19 protein-coding genes are annotated in these 22,788 nt (G+C 74.1%); 6 read left to right on the top strand and 13 right to left on the bottom strand.

Features of this window, described 5'->3' with window-relative positions; genetic code table 11:
• Positions 1-122: 122 nt before the first annotated feature.
• The 6 genes from AC24FB_RS00960 to AC24FB_RS00935 all read left to right on the top strand — a co-directional run bounded on the left by AC24FB_RS00960 (position 123) and on the right by AC24FB_RS00935 (position 9,329).
• Positions 123-3,626 (top strand): PHP domain-containing protein, encoded by a 3,504-nt coding sequence (locus AC24FB_RS00960; RefSeq protein ID WP_425715788.1) that lies wholly within the window; start codon positions 123-125, stop codon positions 3,624-3,626.
• Positions 3,627-3,708: 82 nt separating this feature from the next.
• The gene (locus AC24FB_RS00955; RefSeq protein WP_425715787.1) at positions 3,709-4,932 is read left to right on the top strand and encodes an MFS transporter; all 1,224 of its coding nucleotides are present in this window, start codon (positions 3,709-3,711) and stop codon (positions 4,930-4,932) included.
• Positions 4,933-5,046: 114 nt separating this feature from the next.
• Positions 5,047-5,526 carry a hypothetical protein gene (locus AC24FB_RS00950; protein ID WP_425715786.1) on the top strand — a complete coding sequence of 160 codons (480 nt, stop codon included), beginning with the start codon at positions 5,047-5,049 and terminating at the stop codon, positions 5,524-5,526.
• 125 nt (positions 5,527-5,651) lie between these two features.
• On the top strand, positions 5,652-6,956 hold the full coding sequence (locus tag AC24FB_RS00945; RefSeq protein ID WP_487560621.1) for a hypothetical protein: 1,305 nt from the start codon (positions 5,652-5,654) through the stop codon (positions 6,954-6,956).
• A gap of 387 nt (positions 6,957-7,343) precedes the next feature.
• Positions 7,344-8,561 (top strand): gamma-glutamylcyclotransferase family protein, encoded by a 1,218-nt coding sequence (locus AC24FB_RS00940; RefSeq protein ID WP_425715784.1) that lies wholly within the window; start codon positions 7,344-7,346, stop codon positions 8,559-8,561.
• Positions 8,562-8,573: 12 nt separating this feature from the next.
• Positions 8,574-9,329: a hypothetical protein gene (locus AC24FB_RS00935; RefSeq protein ID WP_425715783.1), complete on the top strand. Its 756-nt coding sequence runs from the start codon at positions 8,574-8,576 to the stop codon at positions 9,327-9,329.
• Positions 9,330-9,375: 46 nt separating this feature from the next.
• On the opposite strand, the gene AC24FB_RS00930 is transcribed toward AC24FB_RS00935, so the two are convergent.
• From AC24FB_RS00930 to AC24FB_RS00870, 13 genes are all read right to left on the bottom strand, one after another.
• Positions 9,376-9,981 (bottom strand): response regulator transcription factor, encoded by a 606-nt coding sequence (locus AC24FB_RS00930; protein ID WP_425715782.1) that lies wholly within the window; start codon positions 9,979-9,981, stop codon positions 9,376-9,378.
• Complete coding sequence (locus AC24FB_RS00925; protein ID WP_425715780.1) at positions 9,978-11,255, bottom strand: sensor histidine kinase; 1,278 nt, start codon at positions 11,253-11,255, stop codon at positions 9,978-9,980. The genes AC24FB_RS00930 and AC24FB_RS00925 overlap by 4 nt, the downstream gene beginning before the upstream one ends.
• The gene (locus AC24FB_RS00920) at positions 11,252-12,016 is read right to left on the bottom strand and encodes an ABC transporter permease (protein ID WP_425715778.1); all 765 of its coding nucleotides are present in this window, start codon (positions 12,014-12,016) and stop codon (positions 11,252-11,254) included. Before AC24FB_RS00920 ends, AC24FB_RS00925 begins: the two co-directional genes overlap by 4 nt.
• Positions 12,013-13,068 carry an ABC transporter ATP-binding protein gene (locus tag AC24FB_RS00915; RefSeq protein ID WP_425715776.1) on the bottom strand — a complete coding sequence of 352 codons (1,056 nt, stop codon included), beginning with the start codon at positions 13,066-13,068 and terminating at the stop codon, positions 12,013-12,015. The genes AC24FB_RS00920 and AC24FB_RS00915 overlap by 4 nt, the downstream gene beginning before the upstream one ends.
• Positions 13,069-14,008: 940 nt before the next feature.
• The gene (locus AC24FB_RS00910) at positions 14,009-15,061 is read right to left on the bottom strand and encodes an alpha/beta fold hydrolase (protein ID WP_425715775.1); all 1,053 of its coding nucleotides are present in this window, start codon (positions 15,059-15,061) and stop codon (positions 14,009-14,011) included.
• Positions 15,058-15,960 (bottom strand): alpha/beta fold hydrolase, encoded by a 903-nt coding sequence (locus AC24FB_RS00905; RefSeq protein WP_425715774.1) that lies wholly within the window; start codon positions 15,958-15,960, stop codon positions 15,058-15,060. Before AC24FB_RS00905 ends, AC24FB_RS00910 begins: the two co-directional genes overlap by 4 nt.
• A complete protein-coding gene (locus tag AC24FB_RS00900; protein ID WP_425715773.1) occupies positions 15,957-16,703 on the bottom strand; it encodes a 3-hydroxybutyrate dehydrogenase in 747 nt (248 codons plus the stop codon). The genes AC24FB_RS00905 and AC24FB_RS00900 overlap by 4 nt, the downstream gene beginning before the upstream one ends.
• Positions 16,700-17,368, bottom strand: coding sequence for a TetR/AcrR family transcriptional regulator (locus AC24FB_RS00895; protein WP_425715772.1), 669 nt, complete (start codon positions 17,366-17,368; stop codon positions 16,700-16,702). Before AC24FB_RS00895 ends, AC24FB_RS00900 begins: the two co-directional genes overlap by 4 nt.
• A complete protein-coding gene (locus AC24FB_RS00890; protein WP_425715771.1) occupies positions 17,365-19,008 on the bottom strand; it encodes a class I adenylate-forming enzyme family protein in 1,644 nt (547 codons plus the stop codon). The genes AC24FB_RS00895 and AC24FB_RS00890 overlap by 4 nt, the downstream gene beginning before the upstream one ends.
• Positions 19,008-20,273: a branched-chain amino acid ABC transporter permease gene (locus tag AC24FB_RS00885; RefSeq protein WP_425715770.1), complete on the bottom strand. Its 1,266-nt coding sequence runs from the start codon at positions 20,271-20,273 to the stop codon at positions 19,008-19,010. Before AC24FB_RS00885 ends, AC24FB_RS00890 begins: the two co-directional genes overlap by 1 nt.
• Complete coding sequence (locus AC24FB_RS00880) at positions 20,270-21,145, bottom strand: branched-chain amino acid ABC transporter permease (RefSeq protein WP_425715769.1); 876 nt, start codon at positions 21,143-21,145, stop codon at positions 20,270-20,272. The genes AC24FB_RS00885 and AC24FB_RS00880 overlap by 4 nt, the downstream gene beginning before the upstream one ends.
• Positions 21,142-21,915: an ABC transporter ATP-binding protein gene (locus AC24FB_RS00875; protein ID WP_425715768.1), complete on the bottom strand. Its 774-nt coding sequence runs from the start codon at positions 21,913-21,915 to the stop codon at positions 21,142-21,144. The genes AC24FB_RS00880 and AC24FB_RS00875 overlap by 4 nt, the downstream gene beginning before the upstream one ends.
• Positions 21,912-22,724 (bottom strand): ABC transporter ATP-binding protein, encoded by an 813-nt coding sequence (locus AC24FB_RS00870; RefSeq protein WP_425715767.1) that lies wholly within the window; start codon positions 22,722-22,724, stop codon positions 21,912-21,914. Before AC24FB_RS00870 ends, AC24FB_RS00875 begins: the two co-directional genes overlap by 4 nt.
• Positions 22,725-22,788: the final 64 nt, after the last annotated feature.

The following is a 22,788-nucleotide window of genomic DNA, read 5'->3' as shown; positions in this document are numbered from 1 at the left end:
CTTGCCCCCCATTCGTGGCGTGGGGCAGCGTGTGGTGCCCGCTCGCCGCTGTCGGCCCCCGCCGCTATCCTCGAACATGCGTTCGAGATCCGGGCGCCGCCGTGCAGACCCGGGAGGTGGCCGTGGGCGCCCGCTACGCCGAGCTGCACGCGCACTCGGCCTTCTCCTTCCTCGACGGCGCCAACCTGCCCGAGGACCTCGCCGCCGAGGCCGCCCGCCTGGGCCTCGAGGCGCTCGCGCTGACGGACCACGACGGCCTGCCGGGCGTCGTCCGGCTCGCGGAGGCCGCCCGCACCCTCGGCCTGCCCACCGTCATCGGCGCCGAGCTGGGGATCGGCTCCACCGGACGGACCTCCGCCGCGGCCGGCGGCGGCACCCACGGTCTCGGCGGCCCGGCCGACCCGGACGGCGAGCACCTCCTCGTCCTCGCCCGCGGCCGCGAGGGCTATGCCCGGCTCTCCGCCGCGATCTCCCGCGCCCATCTCGCCACCGGCGTCAAGGGCCGCGCGCGCTACGACCTCGCCGAGCTCGCCGACACCGCCGCCGGGCAGTGGATGATCCTCACCGGCTGCCGCAAGGGGGCCGTCCGCCGCGCGCTCGAGCCCGAGCGCGGCCGCTTCGCACCCGCCTCCGCGGCCCGCGAGCTCGCCCGCCTCGCCGAGAGGTTCGGCCGGGACAACGTGGCCGTCGAGATCACGGACACCGGCGACCCGCTCGACCAGGTCCGCTCCGCCGCGCTCGCCCAGCTCGCCGAGGACGCGGGCCTGCCCCTCGTGGCCACCGGCGGCGTGCACTGCGCGCGACCGCAGGACGTGGCGCTCGCCCACGTCATGGCCGCCACCCGTGCCCGGGCCTCGCTCGAGGAGATCGACGGCTGGCTGCCCGCCGCGCCCGCCCACCTGCGCTCCGCGGAGGAGATGCTGAGCATCCACCGGCACCACCCGCACGCGGTGACCGCCGCGGCGGACCTCGCGGCCGAGCTCGCGTTCGACCTGCGGCTCGTCGCCCCGGACCTGCCGCCCCACCCCGTTCCGCCCGGCCATACCGAGGCCACGTGGCTGCGCGAGCTCACCCATCGCGGGGCGGAGCGGCGCTACGGGCCCCGCGGGGCGGAGCGCATCCCCGGCGCGTGGGACATGATCGACCACGAGCTCGAGATCATCGACGAGCTGGGCTTCCCCGGCTACTTCCTCATCGTCCACCAGATCGTCGACTTCTGCGTCGAGAACGGGATCCTGTGCCAGGGCCGCGGCTCGGCCGCCAACTCCGCCGTCTGCTTCGCGCTCGGCATCACCGCCGTCGACGCCGTCACCCACCGCCTCCTCTTCGAGCGCTTCCTCTCGCCGGGGCGCTCCGGCCCGCCGGACATCGACCTCGACATCGAGTCCGGCCGCCGCGAGGAGGTCATCCAGTTCGTGTTCGAGCGCTACGGCCGCGAGCACGCCGCCCAGGTCGCCAACGTCATCGCCTACCGACCCCGCTCCGCCGTCCGCGACGCCGCACGCGCCCTCGGCCACGGCACCGGCCAGCAGGACGCGTGGGCGAAGAGCGTCGAGCGGTGGGGGTCACTCCGGACTCCTGACGCCGGTGACGAGGTCCCGGACGCACCGTCAGGTACCCCCGCGCCCGCTGCCTCTTCCGCCCCCGCCACCCCCGAGGACCCGCGCTGGCCGGGCACCACCTGGTGGGACGTCGAGCAGGTCGGCCGCTCCGGCGTCGCCCCCGTGATCGCCCCTGAGGCCGCACCGCCCTCGGCGCCCGCCCCCGGCGCCGACGACGTCTTCGGCATCCCCGGCGAGGTCGTGGACATCGCCGAGCAGCTCCTGCGCCTGCCCCGTCACCTCGGCATCCACTCCGGCGGGGTGGTCCTGTGTTCCCGCCCCGTCATCGAGGTCTGCCCCGTCCAGTGGGCCACGATGCCCGGCCGCACGGTCCTGCAGTGGGACAAGGACGACTGCGCCGACGCCGGGCTCGTGAAGTTCGACCTCCTCGGCCTCGGCATGCTCACCGCCCTCCGCCTGGCGTTCACCGAGCTCACCGACCGCGGCGTCCGCGGCGTCGACGGCCGCCCGCTCGGCCTGCACAACCTCCCGCAGGACGACGACGCCGTCTACGACCTGCTCTGCGCCGCGGACACCGTCGGCGTCTTCCAGGTCGAGTCCCGCGCCCAGATGGCCACCCTGCCCAGGCTGCGGCCGCGCACCTTCTACGACCTCGTCGTCGAGGTGGCCCTCATCCGCCCCGGCCCCATCCAGGGCAACTCGGTCAACCCCTACATCAACCGCCGGCTCGGCCGGGAACCGGTCACCTACCTCCACGACCTGCTGCGTCCCGCGCTCGAGAAGACCCTCGGCGTCCCGCTCTTCCAGGAGCAGCTCATGCAGATCGCCATGGACGCCGCCTCCTTCACCCCCGCCGAGGCCGACCAGCTCCGCAAGGCCATGGGCGCCAAGCGCTCCGAGGAGCGGATGGAGGCCCTGCACGCCCGGCTCATCGAGGGCATGGCCGGCAACGGGATCGACCGGGGCGTCGGCGAGCAGATCTTCGACAAGCTCAAGGCCTTCGCCGACTTCGGCTTCCCCGAGTCCCACTCCTTCTCGTTCGCCTACCTCGTCTACGCGTCCGCCTGGCTCAAGGTCCATCACCCGGAGGCGTTCTACGCCGCGATCCTCGGCGCCCAGCCCATGGGGTTCTACAGCCCGCAGACCCTCGTCGCCGACGCCCGCCGCCACGGTGTGCGCGTCCAGCGGGCGAGCATCAACGGCTCGTCCGTGCACGCGAGCGTCGTCGTCGCGCCCGAGGGGCACACCCCCACGCCCGACGACGACACCCCCGGCGGCGTCGCCCCCGTCGAGTCCGTGGCTCGGCTCGTGCGACCCGACCCCGGGCGGGCGATCCGCCTCGGCCTGGCCGCCGTGCGGGGCGTGGGGGAGGAGGCCGCGGAGCGGATCGTCGCCGAGCGCGACCACGGCGGGCCGTACGCGAGCATCGCCGACCTCGCCGGACGCGTCGACCTCACCACCGCCCAGCTCGAGGCCCTCGCCACCGCCGGCGCGCTCGACCTCGGCGGCGACCGTCGCCAGGCCCTGTGGACGGCCGGGGCGCTCGCGGGCGCGCACGGGACCACGCGCCGTTCGTCGTCGGGCGAGAGGTGGATCCAGCCGCCCCTGCCGGGGACGACCCCCGGGGTGAGCGCCCCCGAGCTGCCCGGCATGACGGAGGTGGAGACCGCCGTCGCCGACGTGTGGGCGACCGGCGTCTCCCCGGGCACGTACCCCACCCAGTACCGCCGCGCGGACCTCGACGATGCGGGCGTGCTCCGCCTCGCCGACCTGCCCCGGGCCGAGTCCGGGCGCCGGGTGCGCGCCGCCGGCGTCGTCACCCACCGGCAGCGACCGCACACCGCGCGCGGCGTCACGTTCCTCTCGCTCGAGGACGAGACCGGGCTCGCCAACGTCGTGTGCTCCGCCGGCGTGTGGGCGCGGTACCGGCAGGCCGCGCGCACCTCCGCGGCCCTCGTCATCCGCGGCATCGTCGAGCGCGCGGACGGCGTGACGAACCTCGTCGCCGACCAGATCACCCCGCTCAGCCTCAGCGTCTCCACCACGTCGCGCGACTTCCGGTGAGGTGGACGGCGGTGGTCGACGGCCCCGGCGCGAGAGTGGTCGACCACGCCGAGCCGGTCGTCGGCCGTCCTATGGTGACCGGGTGAGCAGCGCCTTCCTCGGCCACCGCAGCGGTGAGCCGGCCTTCCGACGTGCGCTGCTCGCCCTGTTCGCCATCGGCATCGCCACCTTCGCGATGATCTACTCGGTCCAGCCGCTGCTGGCCGTGGCGGCGCAGGACCTCGACGTCTCGGCCACGTCGGCGACGATGCTCATGACCGTCACGACCTTCGCCCTCGCGATCGCCGTGCTCCCGCTCGCCCGCCTCTCGGAGCACCTCGGGCGCAAGCCGATCATCATCGGCGGGCTCGTCGTCTCCGTGGTCACCGGGGTGGCGAGCGCGATCGCCCCGAGCTTCGCGCTCATGCTCGTCCTCCGCGCGATCCAGGGCGCGGCGCTCGCGGGCGTCCCTGCTGCCGCGCTCGCATGGGTCGCCGAGGAGATCCACCCGAACGCCATCACGCGTGTCGGAGGCCTCTACATCGCCGGCAACACGCTCGGCGGCATGGGTGGCCGCGTGCTCGCCGGGTTCGCCTCGGAGCTCGTCGACTGGCGCGGCGCGATCGTCGTCGTGTGCGTCCTCGGCGCCGTGTTCTCGATCGTCGCCCACCTCCTCCTGCCGCCCGCCCGGAACGCCCCCGCGCGCGGCGGCCGACGGGCGAACCCCGCCCGGCCGGACACCACCGAGGCCCGGCGCAGCCGACTCGTCCTCTACGGCCTCGCGTTCCTCGGCATGGCGACCTTCGTCGGCGTCTACAACGTCATCAGCTTCCGCACCTCGCTGCCGCCCTACTCCCTGGGCGCGGGGCTCGGCTCGATGTTCTACCTGTCCTACATCGCCGGGACGTTCACGTCCGCCTACGCCGGGCGTCTGGCCGCGCGCACGGGAATCAGGGCCGGGATCCTGCTCGGGCTGGCGGTGTGCGTCGGCGGCGTGCTCCTCACGCTCGCGACGCCGATGGTCCTCATCTGGGCGGGCCTGTTCCTCCTCGCCGGCGGATTCTTCGTCCTCCACGCGCTCGCCTCGGCCAACGCCGCCCGCCTGAGCCCCAGGCCTTCCGACGGGTCCGGCCGGTACACGCTCTTCTACTACCTGGGCTCCTCGGTCGGCGGCGTGGTCCTCGGTCTCGCCTGGGACGTGGGCCAGTGGGGCGCGACGGTGGTCGGCGCCGTCGTCCTGCTCGGGCTCGCCGGCGTGCTCGCCCTCCTGCTGCCGCGCCGCCCCGCGGCGGGTGCGTCGTCCGCCGCGCACCCTCCCGTCCCCTGACCGGCCGCTGCGCGAACCATCAGCGGGGCACAGGTCGTCAGCCGGAGCGCCGTCCGCCGCGCACCCTCCCGCCTCCTCGTGAGACGCTTGGAGCCGCGCACAGAAAGGGAGTCCATGGCCCGCATCCCGCTCGCCAAGCTGCTCAACGTGGCCGTCGTCGCCGGCCCCGCCATCTGGAAGATCGTCTCCCGGTACGGGCCCGTCCTCATCGACCTGCGCAACAAGAACCCCGCGGCGTTCGACAAGGTCGCCGGCTCTGTCAAGGGCCTCGCGGGCTCGGTCCGGCCGGGCGCGGGCAACCTCGCGACCCAGGCCGAGGTGGTGCGCAAGCAGATCAACTACCTCGTCGCTTCCGCCGACGACGACGCCGAGCTCGCCCGCGTGGCCGGCTGGCGCAGGCGGCTGGAGAAGATCGAGGCTGCCGTGCCGCTGCTCGAGGCGATGAGCCCCAAGGTCAGGAAGGCGCAGACCAAGACCCTGCGCGCCCAGCTCGACACCCTCGCGGCGGAGGTCCTCGACGCCTTCATCGGCGAGCAGGCCGAGGACGCCGGGCTCACGCAGATCGATCCGCAGCCGCCCGCCGCGCAGGGTTGACGCGCACCCGCGGTCGCCCGGGGGATCGGCACCCATCCCGATCGGGCGCCCGTGGTCGATGGGGACTTCTCCCCGGACACCGGAATGTCGCACGTACTGTCGGTGCCGCGTGATTAGATCGTGTCATGACGAACCCGCCGAACTCCGGCTCGCCCGAGTACCCCGGAACTCCGCAGCCTGACGAGAACCAGCCCGCCGAGGCGGAGGACGACGTCGAGGCGACCATGCTCGCGCGTCGCCCCATGCCGACCTACGGCCAGCAGCAGCCGCCCGCTCAGCAGGGTGGCTACGGGCAGCAGCCCCCCGCCCAGCAGGGTGGCTACGGGCAGCAGCCGCCGGCCCAGCAGGGCGGTTACGGCCAGCAGCCGCCGGCCCAGCAGGGCGGTTACGGCCAGCAGCCGCCGGCCCAGCAGGGCGGTTACGGCCAGCAGCCTCCGGCCCAGCAGGGCGGCTACGGCCAGCAGCCTCCGGCCCAGCAGGGCGGCTACGGGCAGCAGGCTCAGCAGCCGATGTCCGGACAGTCGCCCGACCAGGCGCCCGCGGGCTACGGCCAGTCGACCTCGCCCGCCTACGGGCAGGGCAGCTACGGCTCCCCGGCCGGCGGTTCGCCGAGCTCCTACGGTTCGCCCGCGCAGCACGAGTCGGCAGCCTCGGCCGGACAGGCCGCCGGCTACGGCGGCAACGCCTACGGCGCACAGGGCGGTCAGGGCTCCTACGGAGAGGCCGGCGCCTACGGCGTGGCGACCTCCACCTCGGCCAAGGCCGGCGGGCCCATCGGGCCGTTCAGGCTCTTCCCGCCGGCGATCTCCGGCTGGGTGATGCTCGGCGTCGCGGTGCTCTCCATCCTCGCGCTCGTTCTGCCCTGGGCATCCGTGGAGTACTCGTTCTTCGGCGAGACGACGAACGACAGCGGGAACGGGTTCGGCGAGTACACCGGCTATGCGGTCATCATCCTCCTGGCCGCGCTCGCCGCCGGCGCCGGTGGTGTCCTCGTCGCCATCCGGCAGAAGGTGGCCATCGGCACGCTCGCGGCGGCAGGTGGCGGTGTGCTCATCTTCCTGCTCGGTCTGATCGGCTTCATCGACGTCGCGGGTGACGTCGGCACCGCCAACGACGCGATCGGAGACTCCGGCGCGGGCGGCGCGAGCCTCGGATTCGGTGCGATCCTCATGCTGATCCTCGCGATCGCTGCGCTCGGTGTCGGCGCCTGGATCGCCCTCACGTCGCTCGGCACCATCAAGGGTGGCGAGACCCCGTCCGGTCAGCCGGCCGGCGCGGGCGGCGGCTACGGCCAGCAGGGCGGATACGGCGGCGGCCAGGCCGGCGGCTACGGCCAGCCCGGCGGTCAGCAGGGTGGCTACGGCGGTGGCCAGGCCGGCGGCTACGGCCAGCAGGGCGGCTACCAGCCCGGCGGCTACGGCCAGGGCTGATCCACCACCCCTGACGCCAGCCCCGACCCAGCACCTCGGGGGCACGCTCCCACCCGGACGGGCGGTCCGGCGCACTCGCGCCGGACCGCCCGTCCGTCGTCGTAGCGGACCACCCGCCCTCCGTCGTCGTGGCAGACCACCGGCCGTCCGTCGTCGTCGGGTATTCCGGACGGCGTGTCCGGCGAATGCCCTTGCCCCGGTTCTATGACACTGGTTTACTCCGAGTGCACCACGCGCTGACCATCACCATGAGATCCGCGCGCCCGGCTCACGACACCGAGGCAGGTGGACGCACAGATGCGTTCCAGTTCCGAGTCCATGTCCGAACGAGACCAGCCGGGCGGCCCACCCGGCACCCCACGCCGACGACGACGTTGGACCGCCCGGATGGCGGCCGCACTGGCGGGGGCGACCCTGCTCGGCGGCGCCGCCGTCGGCCCGGCAGCGGCACGGGCCACCGGCGGCGAGGTCGGCGGCTCCGGGGACGACTACTTCCTGTCGAACTCGATCCAGACCGTCGGCGAGATCGAGTTCACCTACGGCCGGACCGGCGACCGCCTCTACGTGGGCGACTGGGACGGGGACGGAGCCGACTCCCTCGCCGTCCGCCGGGGACGCGTCTACCACCAGCGCAACTCGCTCAGCGGCGGCGCCGGCACCCAGGTGGCGTTCGGCAGGGACAGCGACACCACGTACGTGGGCGACTGGGACGGGGACGGCCGGGACTCGTTCGCGGTGCGCCGCGGCAACGTGTTCTACATCCGCAACGCGGCCGGCTCCGGCGGCCACGACGCCGAGCTCGCCTACGGTCGCGCCTCGGACCAGGTGCTCATCGGCGACTGGGACCGCAACGGCCGCGACGACGTCGCGACCCGCCGCGGCAACCACTACTACTTCCGCACCTCGCCCGGCAGCGGCCCCGCCGACCGCGAGGCCACCTACGGGCGGGCGAACGACGAGGTGCTCGTCGGCGACTGGAACGGCGACAACTTCGACACGCTCGGCGTGCGCCGCGGGAACGCGTACTACCTGCGCAACGCCATCACCAGCGGCATCGCCGACGTCGAGGTCAACTACGGCCGGGACGACGACGTGGTGCTCGTGGGCGACTGGGACGGCAACGGCACCGACACGCTCGGCGTGCGACGCCCCCCGGCCCCGCCGCCTCCGCCGCCCCCGCCCGCCCAGTACCCGATCGCGTCCTACGGGACGCTGCGCACGGGTCAGCCGGCCCACCATGTCGTCCATGCCGACGCGGTCCGCGAGCGCACCCTGCGCCTGCCCGGGTTCGACCTCTGGCTCACCCCGCGCACCGAGTTCGACTGGCCCTGGGCGATCCCCAACAGCGCGAACACGCGCGGCATCGTCGCCGAGGCCTTCTGGTTCGCCCGCGGTGACTACGCCCGGATGATCGCCAAGGTCGACCGCTGGGAGGGCTACGACCCCGCGCTGCCCCTGAGCCGGATGAACTACACCCGCCAGCTGCGGGGGACCGACGTGGCCGGCCAGAACGCGTGGGTCTACGTCGCCACCCCCTGGCGCGTGGCCTACGCGCACGACATCGGGTGGATCGTCCGCAACGGCGACTACGTCAACCGGTACTGAGAGGAGAACGACATGCGATCGATCATCAAGCCCCTGCTCGCGGGCGGTGCCGTCCTCGGCGTCGGTCTGCCCCTGACGTTCACCCTCGCCGCCGACGTGGACGTCGCGCGCACCACGCCCGTCGACGCCGCGGGCGACCCCGTCCCGCTCTCGCTCGCCGAGGAGGTGCCCGACGACGCCGGCTCGCTCCTGCCCGACGGCGTGGCCACCACCACGGGCACCCTGCCCGGGACCGACACGAGCGGGTCGTCCACCGACTCGAGCACCGACGGGCCGGACCCCGGGCCCGACGACGCCGCGCCCCAGCTGGTGGGCGACCACCTGCTGCGCGAGGTCGGCCAGGTCGCGGGCCTGGCCGACGACGCCGGTGAGCCGCTGGTCGAGCTCGTCGTCACGTCGATCGAGACGGCGCAGACCTGCCCGAGCCGGGTCGACGAGCAGTTCGACCCGGTCAACGGGCACTTCCTCGTCGTCGAGATCACCGCCGCCATGGCGGAGGCCGCCGGCGCCGACGCCGAGAACCCCGAGGACGTGTTCCTGCCGCTCGCGGCGGACTTCTTCACGGTGCTCGGGCCCGACGGCGCCGAGCAGCCCGGCACGCTCACCGACGCGTCGTGGTCCTGCTACACGATCGACGAGCTCGTGGCTCCGTCGCTCCTGCCCGGGGAGACGGACTCCGGCTATGTCGTCCTCGACGTAGCCTCCGAGACCGGCACGCTCGTCTACGACCCGTCCGGCACCGGCAGCGGCTGGGCCTGGGAGTACTGACGAGACGGATCCGTGGCCGGCCGTGTGCCGGCCACGGATCCGTTCGCTATAGCCAGCCGTGCTCGCGGGCGACCTGCGCGGCCTGGGCGCGCGTCGACGTCGACGTCTTCCCGATCGCGCTCGAGAGGTAGTTGCGCACCGTCCCGGGGGAGAGGTGGACGGACGCGGCGATCTCGGCGACCGGGGAGCCGTCGAGCGCGGCCCGCAGGACGTCCCGCTCCCGCTCGGTCAGCGGGTTCGCCCCGGCGGCGAGCGACTCCGACGCGAGCGAGGGGTCGACCACTCGAAGCCCGGCGTGCACGCGGCGCACGGCCTCGGCGAGCTCGCCCGCCGGCGTGTCCTTGACGACGAAGCCGCTGGCCCCGGCCTCGAGCGCCCGGCGCAGGTAGCCGGGCCGGCCGAACGTCGTCACCACGAGCGACCGGGTGCCCGGCAGGCCGGCGGCGAGCTCCCTGGCGGTCTCGATCCCGTCGAGGCCCGGCATCTCGATGTCGAGCAGGCACACGTCGACGTCGGCGGCACGGGCGGCGTCGACCACCTCGTCACCGCGGCCGACCTGGGCGACCACCTCGATGTCGGTCTCGAGGTCGAGCAGGGCGGCGAGAGCGCCGCGGACGAGCGCCTGGTCGTCGGCGAGCAGCACCCGGATCACAGGTGGACCTCCAGTCTCGTGCCGGCCCCGTCCGGACCGGCGCCTACCTCGACGGTGCCGCCGGCCTGGCGGACGCGCTCGCGCAGGCCCCGCAGGCCGTTGCCCTCGCGCCCGGAGACGCCTCTTCCGTCGTCGTCGACCGTCAGTCCGGAGTCGCTCCAGCGCACCGTGCACGTGGCCGCCCCCGAGTGCCGCACGACGTTGGTGACGGCCTCCCGCAGCGCCCACGCCATGGTGATGCGGTGCCTCGGGTCGACGACGTCCGGGTCGTCGGGGAGGTCGGCGGCGATGCCGGCACCGGACAGGGCGACCGCGGCCGCGTCGAGCTCGTCGGTGAGCCGCGCGACGCGCAGGCCCGCGACCGTCGCCCGGATCTCGGCCAGCGCCTGCCGGGAGAGGGACCGCACCTGGGCGATCTCCTCCTTCGCGCGCACCGGGTCCCGGTCGACGAGCCGCTCGGCGAGCTCGGACTTCACGGTGATGACGGTGAGCGAGTGGCCGAGGACGTCGTGGACGTCGCGCGCCACGCGGTCGCGCTCCTCGGTCAGCGCCAGCTCGGCCTCGAGCTCGTGCTGGCGTGCGGAGCGCTCGTCGAGCGCCACGGGGATCGAGCACGCGACCGCGACGAGCAGGATGATCGGGCCGTAGAGCCACCACGGGGCGTCGTCGGCCGCGCCGAAGAACCACGGCACGACCATCGCGGCGCTGATGGTCACGGCGGTCAGGGTCCACGCGACCAGTGGCGGCAGCGTGAAGGTGACGAGGGCGACGACGTAGGTCGCCATCGCGATCGCGTCCACGCCGAGCGGGATCGCCACGAGGGCACCGATCCCGACGAGGATCGCGAGGTGGACGAGGCCGTGCCGCACGCGCTCCGGGCCGGCCCGCTCGGGCAGGTTCCGGAACGCGTGGACGTAGACCAGCGCGAACGCGACGATGAGCACCAGGCCGGCCACCTGTACCCAGGGTGCGTGGCCCTCCACGAGAAGGGCCCCGATCGGGAAGGCGAGGAAGACGAGCCAGATGGCGGCCATGAGCCAGCCGATCCGGTCCCACGGGTCACCGGAGGCGGCGACGGCCCGCGAGGGACCGGCGCCGGCGTCGGTCGGCCCTCCGGCGACCGTCGACGCACCGGCGTCGGGTGCGGCTCGTGTGCCGGCGTCGCTGTGCGGCCGGGCGGAGGGATCCGGCGTCACCGCGCCGTCGGCCTCGGGCGTGCGGCCGCGGCCCGGGGCGGTCGCCGTCCCGGACCGCGCGAACGGGTCGTCGGTCACTGCCGCGACCGTCCGCGGCGCACGCTCCACACCGCCAGGGCGGCGAACACGATCGTCCACACGAGGAGGTTAACCACCGGGACCCAGAGCGGCTCCGCGGGGCCAGGGTCGCCGATCCCGGTCTGCAGGGGAACCCCGTCGGTGACCGGGCGGCGGGCCAGGGCGACGTAGCCGTACATCGGGGTGAACTTCGCGATCTGCAGCATGATCCCGGACAGCGGGAAGAAGACGTTGCCGAGGAACGCGACGACGACGAGCATGCCCGACGCGGCGCCCACCGATCCCTCGCTGCGGAAGATCTGGCCGACGGCGAGTCCGAAGAACGCGAACGTCACGGCCCCGACGACGATGACCACGGCGGACAGCGCCCATGCCGTGGGGTCGCCCGACGCGCCGGTCAGCGCACCGAGGAGGTAGATGAGGGCGACGGGGACGAGCGCCACCACCAGTGCGACCGAGGCCTTGACCGCGACGAACCCTGCGTCGGTCATCGGTGTGAGCCCGAGCTGGCGGCCCCAGCCCTGCATGCGCTCGACCGCCGCCATGCCGCCGAGCGAGGTCGTGGCGGTGACGGCGCCGTAGGCGGCCATCGCGATCATCACGGTCATCGCCACGTTGCCGTGGGCGAGCTCGACCTCCCCGTAGGACTGGACCGCCCCGAAGATGACGTAGAGCAGGGCGGGCAGGATGCCGACGAAGAAGAGCGTCGTCACGTCGCGGCTCAGCCGCGTCATCTCGATCCGGAAGTATGTCGCGTTCATCGGGTCGCTCCGATCGAGGTGGTGGCGGTCCCTGGGGCGGGGTCGGTGGAGGCGCCGGTGTGCGCCGTCGTCGTGCTCGTCGTTCCGGTGGGAGAGAACAGGTCGTCGATCTCGTCGGCCGCAGCGACGTCGTCGCCGGTGATCGCGACGAACGCGCTCTCGAGCGAGCCCGCCGTGATCTCGAGCTCCGATCCGCCGAGCTCGGTGAGCAGGAGGCGCGCGACCGCGTCGGAGTCGGCCGCGGCGACGCTCAGCCGGCTGCCGGACGTCGTCACGGTGCGCACGCCGGGCCGCTTCCGCAGGTCCCCGGCCACGGCCTCGAGGCGGGCCGGGTCGACGGCGGCGCTCACCGTCCGGCCGGTCGCCCGTGCCCGGATCTCCTCGGTCGAGCCGTCCGCCACCACCCGACCGCGCGCGACCATGACGATGCGGTCGGCGAACGCGTCGGCCTCCTCGAGGTAGTGGGTGGCGAACACGATCGTGCGGCCGGCGTCGGCGTCGGCGTGCATGGTGGCCCAGAACTCGCGTCGCGCGGAGACGTCCATGCCCGCGGTCGGCTCGTCGAGGACGATGAGGTCGGGGTCGGGCAGGAGTGCGAGCGCGAACCGGACCCGCTGCTGCTCGCCGCCCGAGCACTTCGAGATCCGTCGCCCCGCGATGCCCTCGATGCCGGCGCGCGCCATGACGTCGTCGACCGGCTCGTGGGTGGGGAACGTCGAGGCGATGAGCGTGACCGTCTCGCGGACCGTGAGGTCGCGCAGCAGGCCGCCGGACTGGAGGACCGCCGAGACCCGGCCGGCGGCGACGGCCTCGCGCGGGGAGCGCCCGAACACCGTGGCGGAGCCGGCGCTCGCCTCGGTCAGGCCGAGCACGATGTCGAGGGTCGTCGTCTTGCCGGCGCCGTTGGGGCCGAGGAAGGCGACGACCTCTCCGGGGCTGATCGTCAGGTCGAGCCCGTCGACGGCGCGGACGGTCGAGGCTCCCGATCCGAAGGTCTTGCGCAGCCCGACGAGCTCGACGGCCGGTGGTACGGCGGTCCCAGGTGTGGTCATGGCCCGAGCATCGCCGGACCGCGCGTGCTCCCACCATGGGGTCGTGTCACGAGGTCCGTGTGACACCTGTCAGTCGGGGCGGTCGGGGGACGCGGTGCCGGGAGCTGCGGCGTCGTCCCGACGGGGCTGGGATCACCGGTCCTTCGGCCCGCGGGCGCGGAGCTCGATCCAGAGGCGGTCGTCGTCGCGGACGAGGACACCGTGGCGCCGGTCGAGGCCCGTGCCCGGCGCGGAAACGGACCACCGGCGAGACGCCCGGCCTCGGGTCGGGTACCCCGGGCGCGGGATCGACGAGGTGCATGCGCGCCCGACCGCGCCCCGCGGACCTCACCCGGACGCGGACGGGTGGGCCGAGCGGCGTGGTCGGCGCGCCGAGCAGCCGCCGTTGCCACCTCCGGGTCATGACGATGGTCAGTGCACCGCTCCCGGCGGCGGCCAGCGCCAGAGCGACGCTGCCGAGCACGAGACCGACCCGGATCGAGGTTGGGGAGTCGGGCGACATGCTCCCGTCGGGTGCCACCCAGACCTGGACGGGGTCGCCCACGGCGAGCGGGTCGTCGCACCGGGAGTAGGAGTCGCGACCGGGAACGCCGTCGACCGTCCAGCTCACGGTCACGTCGAGGCGGTCGGTCGACCGCCCCCGGCAGCTGCCGTCGGTCGTCACCTGCTCCACCCGCGCGGTGACCTCCTGGCTCCGGCCGAGCAGGTGGTCGAGGCTGCCGGTGGCCGCCGCGTAGACGCCGATCGGGACGAGGGCGAGCAGCACCGTGAGGACGGCGACGACGATTCAGTTCCGGCGCGCGCGCCGACCGTCGGCGTCCCGCAGCGCCTCGATCTCCTCGGGCAGCACGGCTCAGAGCGCCCGGAGCGCGCGGGCGCGCACCGGTGGCGTCGTCGCGGGGGTGGGCATGCCCCGATCCTACGGTCGGGCGAGCGCCGGTCAGGCGGCGGGCCGGTCGAGCAGGTCGGCGAGGATCGCGCGGAACCGCTCCGGGTCCTCCAGGTGGGGGCTGTGGCCGATCCCGGGCAGCACGATCTCCTCGTAGCTGCCGCCGTTCGACGCGAACGCGTCGAGCACGGCCCGGGTCTGGCCGACCATCGGCTGGGCGGGGTAGACCTCCGGGCCGGGCCAGCCGGGGACCGCGCCGAGGCTGCCGAGGTGCCCGAACTCCAGCAGGGACGTGTCGGAGACGATGACGTCGGCGTCCCCGCGGACCCAGGCCACCGGCCCCACGCCCCGCACGTCGGCGAACGTCGAGAGGTCGTAGTACCTCGGCGAGAGGGCGTTGTTCATGCCCGCGGTGCCGGGCGCGACGCCGGGCCAGTTCTCCGACGTCGTCGTGTCGCCGGGGTAGTGGTCCTCGCCGATCCGCGTGGACAGCACGGAGTCCAGGAGGAGGTCCTCGTCCTCGACCTGTGCGCCTGCGGCCACGTAGGTCTGGCGGAACACGCTGAGCGGGGAGACGGGGGTGTCGGTCGACCGGTCGCCGGCGGCGATCGCGGCGGCGAAGTCCGGGTTCGCGGTGCCGCCGCCGGACCCCGCGAAGTCGGGCCAGTGCGGCGTGCCCGCGACGTCCTTCGTGCCCCCGAAGCCGTAGGGCGAGGCGGGGGCCTCGAGCAGCATGCGACCCACGCGTCCCGGGTGGTCGACGGCGAGCTGCATGACCACGCCGGCGCCGGCGGAGTGGGCGACGACGTCGACCTGGCCGATCCCGAGCGCGTCGAGCAGCGCCACGAGGTCGTCGGAGAAGTCGCGCATCCCGCGCGTGGCGTCGATCGGTGCCGGTTCGGTGTCCCCGTAGCCGCGCAGGTCCGGGGCGATGCCGCGGCGCCCGCCCGGCAGGGCGCCGAGCAGGTGGTGGAAGAACGCCGACGACGAACAGTTGCCGTGGACCATCAGCACGGGCAGGTGCTCCGACGCCCCCTCGGGGTCGGTGTCGCGGACGTGGACGCGGATCCGCGCCGTACCGACGTCGTGCTCGTGGATCGTCATCGCAGGGCTCCCTCGAGGGCGGGGCGGAGGATCTCGGCGAGGTCCGTCGCACCCCGGTCGGACATGACGACCGTGTAGTGGTTGGTGTCCAGGCTCCACACCACGTGGACGCCCGGCAGCTCCGCGGACCAGCGGTGGACCTCGTCCGCGGTGTAGAGCGGCTCGGCGTCGAGCAGCCCGCGCGGGGCGTGGACGAAGGTCGTCGGGCGCGCGGCGGGGTCGAGCGCGTCGAGGGCCTCGCGCACCGAGGTCCCGCCCACGAGCTCGACCTGGTCCGCGTGCAGCGCCTCGACCGCGGTCGCCGGCCGCAGACGCCCGTCCGGCGTCGGCTCGAGGTCGTGGTCGGTGTAGGCGTCGAACCGCTCGTCCTCGACCCCGGCAAAGGCCGGGTGGTCCCGCCAGAAGTCGCGGTACCCGGCGCGGTCGGCGAACGTGGCGCGCAGCCGGTCGGCCGCCGGCCCGAGCGTGGCGTCCATCGCGTCCTGGGGATCGATCCCCTCCGGCGCCCGCAGCGGGAGACCGCCGTCGACGAGGACGAGCTCCGCCACGAGGTCGGGGTGCCGGTGGGCGAGGACGAGCGAGACGAAGGCGCCCATCGAGTGGCCCACGACGAGGTGCGGCCCGTCGTCGAGCCCCCGCAGCACGGCGGCGAGATCGTCGGTGTGCGCGGCCATCCCGTAGGGGCCACCGAGGCCCGAGGAGCGTCCCCGTCCGCGCAGGTCGGGGGCGACCACCCGTACGTCCGGCAGGGCGTCGGCGAGCCACGCCCAGGCGGCGTGCGAGGACGTGACGCCGTGGACGGCGACGACGGTGGGGGCTTTCGACGGCGCCTCCCACGTGTGGACCGCGAGCGCGCCGCCGGTGACGGCGACGTCGCTGCGGACGGGGCTGCGGCTCACTTCGCGTGCCACCCGCCGTCGAGCACGAACGAGGCGCCGGTGGCCATCGAGCCGTCCGCGCCGACGATCCACGACACGAGCGAGGCGACCTCCTCGGGCTCGACGAGCCGCTTGACCGCCGCCTCCTTGAGCAGGACCTTTTCGAGCACCTCGTCCTCGCCGATGCCGTGCGTGGCGGCCTGGTCGGCGATCTGCTTCTCCACCAGCGCGGTGCGCACGTAGCCCGGGTTCACGCACACCGACGTCACGCCGTGCTCGGCGCCCTCGAGCGCGGTCACCTTGCTCAGGCCCTCGAGCCCGTGCTTGGCGGTGACGTAGGCGCTCTTGAACGGGGAGGCGACGAGCCCGTGGACGGAGGAGAGGTTGACGATCCGGCCCCAGCCGGCGGCGTACATGTGCGGCAGCGCGGCGCGGACGAGGAGGAAGGGCGCCTCGAGCATGATCCGCTGGATGCGGCGGAACGCCTCGGGGTCGAACTCGTGGATGGGCCGGACCACCTGGATGCCCGCGTTGTTGACGAGGATGTCCGCCTCGAGCGAGAGGTCGTCGAGGGCGCGCGTGTCGTCGAGGTCGACGACCCAGCTCTCGCCCCCGATCTCGCCGGCGACCCGCTCGGCGGCGGCCTCGTCCCGGTCGGCGACGACGACGGTCGCGCCGTCGGAGGCGAGGCGGCGGGCGACCGCGGCACCGATGCCGGAGCCACCGCCGGTGACCACTGCGCGCTTGCCGTTGATGCTGCTCACGGGGTGTCTCCTTGCGTGTCGGGGGTGGTGCCGGGCCCGGCGGGAGGCCGGAGCCCGCGCTCGACCATGGCCATGGTCGAGTCGAAGATCTTCTCGGGCAGCCCGTGCTCGACGGACCGCTCCTCGTCGTCGGAGGTGGTCTCGCGCTCCCACATCACCCAGCGCATGCCGACGAGCTCGCCGACCCCCATGAGGGCCCAGGCCACGGCCTCCGGGTCGAGGTCCTCGGCGACCTCGCCGGCCTCCTGGGCGGCGCGCAGCCCGGTCGTGTAGCCGCGGGCGATGGTCTCGTAGTGCATGTGGAGGACGTCCGAGGCGACGAACTCGGCCTGCCGCATGATCCGGTAGAGGGCCGGGTTCTCCGCGGTGAACCGGAAGAACGCGGCGAACCCGGCGCGCTCGGCGGCGATGCGGTCGGTGTGCTCGGAGGACGCGGTGAACATCGCGCGGCGCACGCGCGAGTTGAGGTCGCGCACCACCTCCTCGAACACCGCGAGCTTGGTGTCGAAGTAGAGGTAGAACGTCCCCTGGCCCACGCCCGCGCGGTCGGTGATGCGTGCGACGGAGGCGTCGTGGAAACCGTGCTCGGCGAACACGTCCGTCGCCGCGGCGAGGATCGCGGCCCGGGTGCGCGTGCCGCGGGCGGTGGTCGGGCGGGTGCTCATGCGTCGCTCCTCGTCTCTCGGGGGCCGACCGGGTCGCCGGACGGCAGGGGAAGTCGTGCGCGGTCGACCTTGAGCAGCGTGATGCGGGGCAGCTCGTCGACGAACGTCACGTACCTCGGGCACTTGTACGCCGCGAGGCTCTCCCGGGCGTGCGCGACCACGGACCGTGCGTCGAGGTCCGCGCCGGGACGGGCGACGACGACAGCGTGCCCGACCTCGCCCCAGTCGGTGTCCGGGACCCCGACGACGGCGACGTCCGCGATCCCCGGGTGCGCGCGCAGGACGGACTCGACCTGGGCGGGGGAGACGTTCTCCCCGCCCGTGATGTACATGGCCGAGCGGCGGTCGACGATCCGCACGTACCCGGCGTCGTCGCGCTCGGCGAGGTCGCCGGTGCGCAGCCAGCCGTCGTGGAACGCCGCCCGGGTCGCCTCGGGGTCGTCCGCGTAGCCGGCGAACACGGCGGGGCCGCGCACGAGCAGCTCCCCGGTCCCGGCGCCGTGGTGGACCTCGCCGCCGGTGAGCAGCGCGACCTCGACGTGGGCGTAGGGGCGCCCGACGGACCCGACGTGGTCGCCCGCCTCCTCGGCGGGCAGCACGAGCACGTTCGGCGCGGCCTCGGTCAGCCCGTAGCCCTGGAACACGCGCACGCCCCTCGACTGCCAGACGGCGAGCAGGTCGTGCGGCATCGGGGCGCCGCCGACGATCGCATGGGTGAGCCCGTGGAGGTCGGCCGAGGCGAAGTCGGGGTGCTCGGCGAGCATCCGGTAGTGCGCCGGGACGCCCATCATCGTCGTCACGCGGCGGCGACTGAGCAGGTCGATGACGGCGCCGGGGTCGAAGTCGGGCTCGAGGACGACGGTGGCGCCCGTGCGCCAGGCGAGCAGGGGCTGCACGTTCCAGCCGCCGGAGTGGAACTGCGGCATGATCCCCAGCACGACGTCCTGGCTGGTCATGCCGGTGGCGTCGCCGAGGGACGCGTTCGTCCAGTAGCAGTTGGCGTGGGTGAGCAGCACGCCGCGCGGGCGGCCCGTCGAGCCCGAGGTGTACAGCAGCAGGACGGGGTCCTCGTCGGCGGGGACGGACGCGCCGGGGGGTTCGTCGTCGGGCGTGCGGGGTTCGTCGTCGTCGGGCGTGGGAGCGTCCGCGCCGGCCGGACCGACCGAGGCTCCCCGCGCCGGGACGGCGGACTCGACGCCGTCCGGTCCCAGCAGCGCGAGCGGCGGGGGAGTCGGGGAGGCCGAGGCCGCGGCCCGCGCCGCCCCCTCGAGCTCGGCGGAGGCGAGGAGGAGGGCCGGCCGGCAGTGCGCGACGAGGTCGGCGAGCTCCGCGCCGGCGAGCCGCCAGGACAGCGGCGCGAGGACGAGGGCGGCCTTCGCGCAGGCGAAGAACGCGACGACGTGGTCGGTCGAGCTGCGGGTGAGCGTGGCGACCCGGTCGCCCCGCCGGTAGCCGGCCGCCCGCAGCGCCTCGGCCAGGGCGCTCGAGCGGTCGTCGAGCTCGCGGTACGTCAGCAGCCGGCCCCGCTCGTCCACCGCGATGCGCCCCGGCGCGAGGCGCGCCGAGGCGCTCACCCAGCGGCCGACGGTGTGTCCGCCGGGCGCGGGTGCGCGCGTGTGGTCGAGCGGGCGGGTGGGCATCAGGCCACGTCCTCCAGCCGGGCGCGGGAGGCGCGTGCGCCGCCGGTGCGGCGACCCGTCAGGCGGGCCCACAGGCGCGTGAGACCGCCCGCGATGCCGCCGGGGGTGAACAGGACGACGAGGATGAACAGCGCCCCGAGGATGAAGTTCGGCTCGGACAGCGGGATCTCGAGCCAGGCCGGGAGGGACTGGATCGACTCCGTGGCCGCGAGGGTCGAGAGCCGGCTGACGAGCAGCGTGTAGACGATGGCGCCCGTGATCGCGCCCCAGCGGGACCCGACGCCGCCGAGCACCACCATGATGAGGACCGAGATCGTCATGTCCGCGCTCGTGGTGTGCGGGGTCGCCGTGGACTGCAGGAGCACGTACGCCATGCCGACGATCGCGGCGAGCACGCCGGCAAGGCCGAAGGTGAGGACGCGGATCGGGTAGGGGCCCTGGCCCATGACGCGCACGCGGGTCTCGTTCTCGCGGGTGGCCTCGACGACGTGGCCGGCGCGTGAGGACTGGAACCACGTGACGACCACGTAGACGAGGACGAGGATCGCCAGCGCCAGCCAGAACATGTGCTTGGTGTTGAGCACCCCGACGAGCAGGTCGGGCACGTCGGCGGTCTCGAGGCGCAGGCCCTCCTCGCCGCCGGTGATCGCGGAGCCGCGACGCACCGCGACGTTGCCGGCCTGGGCGAACGCGAGGGTGACCATCGCGAAGGACACGCCGGCCACGCGCAGCGAGACCGCGCCGACGACGTGGGCGAGGACCGCGACGCCGAGGACGACGAGGACGATGGCCACGGCGAAGTCGATCTCGTACTTGAGCAGCAGGGCGAGCCCGTAGGCGCCGGCGCCGAAGTAGAGGGCGTGGCCGAAGCTCAGCATGCCCGCCACCCCGTAGACGAGGTGGTAGCTCAGCGCGAGCGCGGCGTAGAGGAAGCACAGCGCGAGCAGGCCGAGGGCGCCGGGGAGGTAGGTCGGCCCGGGCAGGACGCCGGGGACGCTGATGTTGAGCAGCGGCAGCAGGCCGGCGAAGACGACGAGGACGACCCCGACGACCGCGGGCGCCACCCAACTACGGCGCACGCCGGTGCGCGGCGGGACGCTGGTGGGCGTGGCGGCGGTGGCGCCGGAGCGGGTGGCGCCGTCGGGGCCGGTCGTGGGCGCTGTCGCCGGTCCGGTCGTGGCGGACGCGTCCTCGCCGCGGTCGCGGGTGGTGGTGGCCGCGGTGGCTCCGGTGGTGCCGCCGGTGGCGGTGGGATCGGTGGTCATGCGGTCCTCCCCATGAGGCCGGCCGGTCGGACGAGAAGCACCACGGCGAGCAGCAGCACCGCGACGAGGTCGCCCACGCCGAGGTAGGCGTTGGCCAGCTGCTGGAGCACCCCGACGAGGACGGCGGCGATCGCCGCGCCCAGGAGCGAGCCCATGCCACCGATGACGGTGACGATGAAGGCGAAGATGAGCATCGTCTGGCCCAGGTGCGCGGACGTGTACTGGTAGAAGTGCGAGGCGAGGACGCCGCCGAGCCCGGCCGCGGCGCCGCCGATCGCGAACATCAGGGTGAACGAGCGGCGCACGTCGATGCCGAGCGCCGTGACCATCGACCGGTTCTCGACGCCGGCGCGGATGATGAGCCCGTACCGGGTGTAGCGCAGGAACAGGGCGAGGGCCGCGAGGACGAGGCCCGCGGCCACGATGAAGACGAACATCGAGTTCGGGACGTTCGCGCCGAGGATCGACGTCGTGCGGGTCATCCACGCGGGCGAGGTGAGCGAGAAGTCGGCGTTCGAGCCCCAGATGCCCTCGAAGAGGGCGATCCCGCCGAGTCCGAGGCCGACGGTGACGAGGACCTGCTCGATGTGGCGGTTGTACAGGGGCCGGATGAGCAGGAGCTCGGTGAGCGTGGCGAACACGGCGCCGACGAGGACGCCCGCGAGCAGGGAGACGAGGAAGCCGCCCCACGTGCCCGCGCCGACGATCTTGGCGACCTCCCAGCCGACGAGGCCCGAGAGGGAGAGGAACGCGCCGTGGGCGAAGTTGAGCACGCCCATGAGGCCGTAGATGAGGGAGAGCCCCGAGGCGGCGAGGAAGTACAGCGCCCCCAGGCCGAGGCCCGTGAACAGCAGGAGGACGAGGGTGCTCATCGGGGGGCCTCCGCCCGGTCGTGGGTGGCGCCGGCGCCTGCTCCGGCGCCGGCGGTGGCGGGCTGCTCGTGCGAGCCGACCCCGAGGAGGCGGGAGACGGCGTCTGGGTCCGCGAGGAGCTCGGCGGCGGGGCCGGTGTGGACGACGTGCCCGGCGTCGATGACGATCGCGTCCGTGGCGAGCTGCTCGATGACGGGCAGGTTCTGCTCGACCAGCAGGACCGGGACGGTCTGCGCGGCGATCGCCAGGGCGTCCGCCACCTCGTTGACGATCCGCGGGGCGAGGCCCTTGGTCGGCTCGTCGACGAGGAGGAGGCGGTTGTCGTTGAGCAGGGCGCGGGCGAGGGAGACCATCTGCTGCTGGCCGCCCGAGAGCGTGCCGGCGCGCTGGCCGGCACGGGCCACGAGGTCGGGGAACAGCTCGTCGACGAGCTCGCGGCGCTCGGGGTTGCCGCCGTCGCGCTCGGCGAGGCGCAGGTTCTCGGCGACGGTCAGGGTGCCGAAGACCTCGCGGTCCTCGGGGACGTAGCCGATGCCGCGCCGCACGATGGCGTGCGTGTGCAGCCGGTCGATCCGCTCCCCGGCGAACGTCACGGTGCCGGTGCGCTCGATGAGGCCCATGACCGCCTTGATCGTCGAGGTCTTGCCGACGCCGTTGCGGCCGAGGACCGCCGTCACGCCGGTGGCGGGCACCTCGAAGGAGACGGACTCGACGACCTGCTGGCCACCGATGTGGGCGCGCAGCTTCTCGACCGTGAGGACCGCGCTCATGCGGCACCTCCGAGGTAGGCGGACTTCACGCGGGGGTCGTTCATGATCGTCTCCGGTTCGTCGACGGCGAGCACCGAGCCCTGGTGGAGGACCGCGACGCGGTCGACGAGGCCCATGACGACGTCGACGTGGTGCTCGACCATGAGGACCGTGGTCGAGCGGGTGCGGTGCAGCCGTCGGATGACCTCCACCAGCGAGGGGACGTCGGAGCGGGAGACGCCGGCCATCGGCTCGTCGAGCAGGATGACCTTCGGCTCCATCGCGAGGAGCACGGCGATCTCGAGCTTGCGCTTGTCGCCGTGGGACAGGCCGCCGGCGGTGACCGCCGAGCGGTGCCCGAGGTCGACCTCGTCGAGGCGGTCGAGCGCGACCTTGGCGGCGGCGTCGTTCCGGGTGGGGAAGCGCAGCACCGACAGGCCGCCGCCCATCGAGGTCTGGGCCGCGAGGCGCACGTTCTCCAGTGCGGTGAGCGCGGGGAACAGGCTCGAGGTCTGGAAGGTCCGGCCGATCCCGGCCCGGGCGCGGGTGTGGACGCGGGCGCGGGTGATGTCCGTGCCGTCGAGCAGGATCCGGCCCGCGGTGGGCCGGTGGATCCCCGAGATCATGTTGAACAGCGTGGTCTTGCCGGCGCCGTTGGGGCCGATGACCCCGAGCATCTGGCCGCGCGGGACGTCGAGGTCGATGTCCGTGAGGATCTTCGCGCCGCCGACCTGGAAGTAGAGGCCGGCCACGCGCAGGGCGACGTCGTCCGGTGTGGTCGGTGCAGCGTACGGATCGGTGTCCGGACCGGAGTCCGTGGGGGTGCTCATCGGCTGCCTCTCTGGCGGGTACGGGGAGGGCGCGGGACGGGGGCGGCGCGCTGTGCTGCGCCGC

It is taken from the genome of Georgenia sp. Z1344 (assembly GCF_057652375.1).
Note: the sequence above shows the minus strand (reverse complement) of the source record. Positions and strands in the feature narration are given on the sequence as shown.

Bases quoted from the DNA above. Each gene is read 5' to 3' on its own strand.
- AC24FB_RS00950 (WP_425715786.1), top strand. From the start codon at position 5,047: ATGGCCCGCATCCCGCTCGCCAAGCTGCTCAACGTGGCCGTCGTCGCC.
- AC24FB_RS00945 (WP_487560621.1), top strand. From the start codon at position 5,652: ATGACGAACCCGCCGAACTCCGGCTCGCCCGAGTACCCCGGAACTCCG.
- AC24FB_RS00940 (WP_425715784.1), top strand. From the start codon at position 7,344: ATGGCGGCCGCACTGGCGGGGGCGACCCTGCTCGGCGGCGCCGCCGTC.
- AC24FB_RS00935 (WP_425715783.1), top strand. From the start codon at position 8,574: ATGCGATCGATCATCAAGCCCCTGCTCGCGGGCGGTGCCGTCCTCGGC.
- AC24FB_RS00920 (WP_425715778.1), bottom strand. From the start codon at position 12,016: ATGAACGCGACATACTTCCGGATCGAGATGACGCGGCTGAGCCGCGAC.
- AC24FB_RS00915 (WP_425715776.1), bottom strand. From the start codon at position 13,068: ATGACCACACCTGGGACCGCCGTACCACCGGCCGTCGAGCTCGTCGGG.
- AC24FB_RS00910 (WP_425715775.1), bottom strand. From the start codon at position 15,061: ATGACGATCCACGAGCACGACGTCGGTACGGCGCGGATCCGCGTCCAC.
- AC24FB_RS00895 (WP_425715772.1), bottom strand. From the start codon at position 17,368: ATGAGCACCCGCCCGACCACCGCCCGCGGCACGCGCACCCGGGCCGCG.
- AC24FB_RS00890 (WP_425715771.1), bottom strand. From the start codon at position 19,008: ATGCCCACCCGCCCGCTCGACCACACGCGCGCACCCGCGCCCGGCGGA.
- AC24FB_RS00885 (WP_425715770.1), bottom strand. From the start codon at position 20,273: ATGACCACCGATCCCACCGCCACCGGCGGCACCACCGGAGCCACCGCG.
- AC24FB_RS00880 (WP_425715769.1), bottom strand. From the start codon at position 21,145: ATGAGCACCCTCGTCCTCCTGCTGTTCACGGGCCTCGGCCTGGGGGCG.
- AC24FB_RS00875 (WP_425715768.1), bottom strand. From the start codon at position 21,915: ATGAGCGCGGTCCTCACGGTCGAGAAGCTGCGCGCCCACATCGGTGGC.
- AC24FB_RS00870 (WP_425715767.1), bottom strand. From the start codon at position 22,724: ATGAGCACCCCCACGGACTCCGGTCCGGACACCGATCCGTACGCTGCA.